The sequence below is a fragment of the Photobacterium sp. DNB22_13_2 genome, assembly GCF_052873915.1.
Genome location: NZ_JBNNXU010000154.1, coordinates 1 through 268 on the forward strand (window position 1 = coordinate 1; position 268 = coordinate 268).

Consider the following 268-nt stretch of genomic DNA (forward strand, 5'->3'; position numbering starts at 1 on the left):
CGTCCTACTCGACCTCGCCTGTCGATCCGCATTGATGCGAGTGCTTAGGGCCCCGCGCGGCCAAGAGCATGCGCCGCAGTATTGGGCGTTGAATGACAGCGTTCTGACCGACATGCGCAGACTCGGGCGTGAGCATCAGAAAGCCGGCCTGGACGCTAGAACTAGTTCGTTCTGGATTCTGCTGGAGCATCGGTTTAGCTATGAGGAAGCGTTCGAACGCCGGCGGCGGGTTACTCCCGCGGAGCTGACCCCTCAGTCGATCTACGAT

At 60.4% G+C, this 268-nt stretch carries 1 protein-coding gene; it reads left to right on the forward strand.

The genetic code is table 11. From position 1 onward, the window contains the following. Positions 1–88: 88 nt before the first annotated feature. Positions 89–268 (forward strand): hypothetical protein (locus ACVA58_RS28175; protein WP_446513535.1); only part of this gene is annotated, 180 nt, incomplete at its 3' end.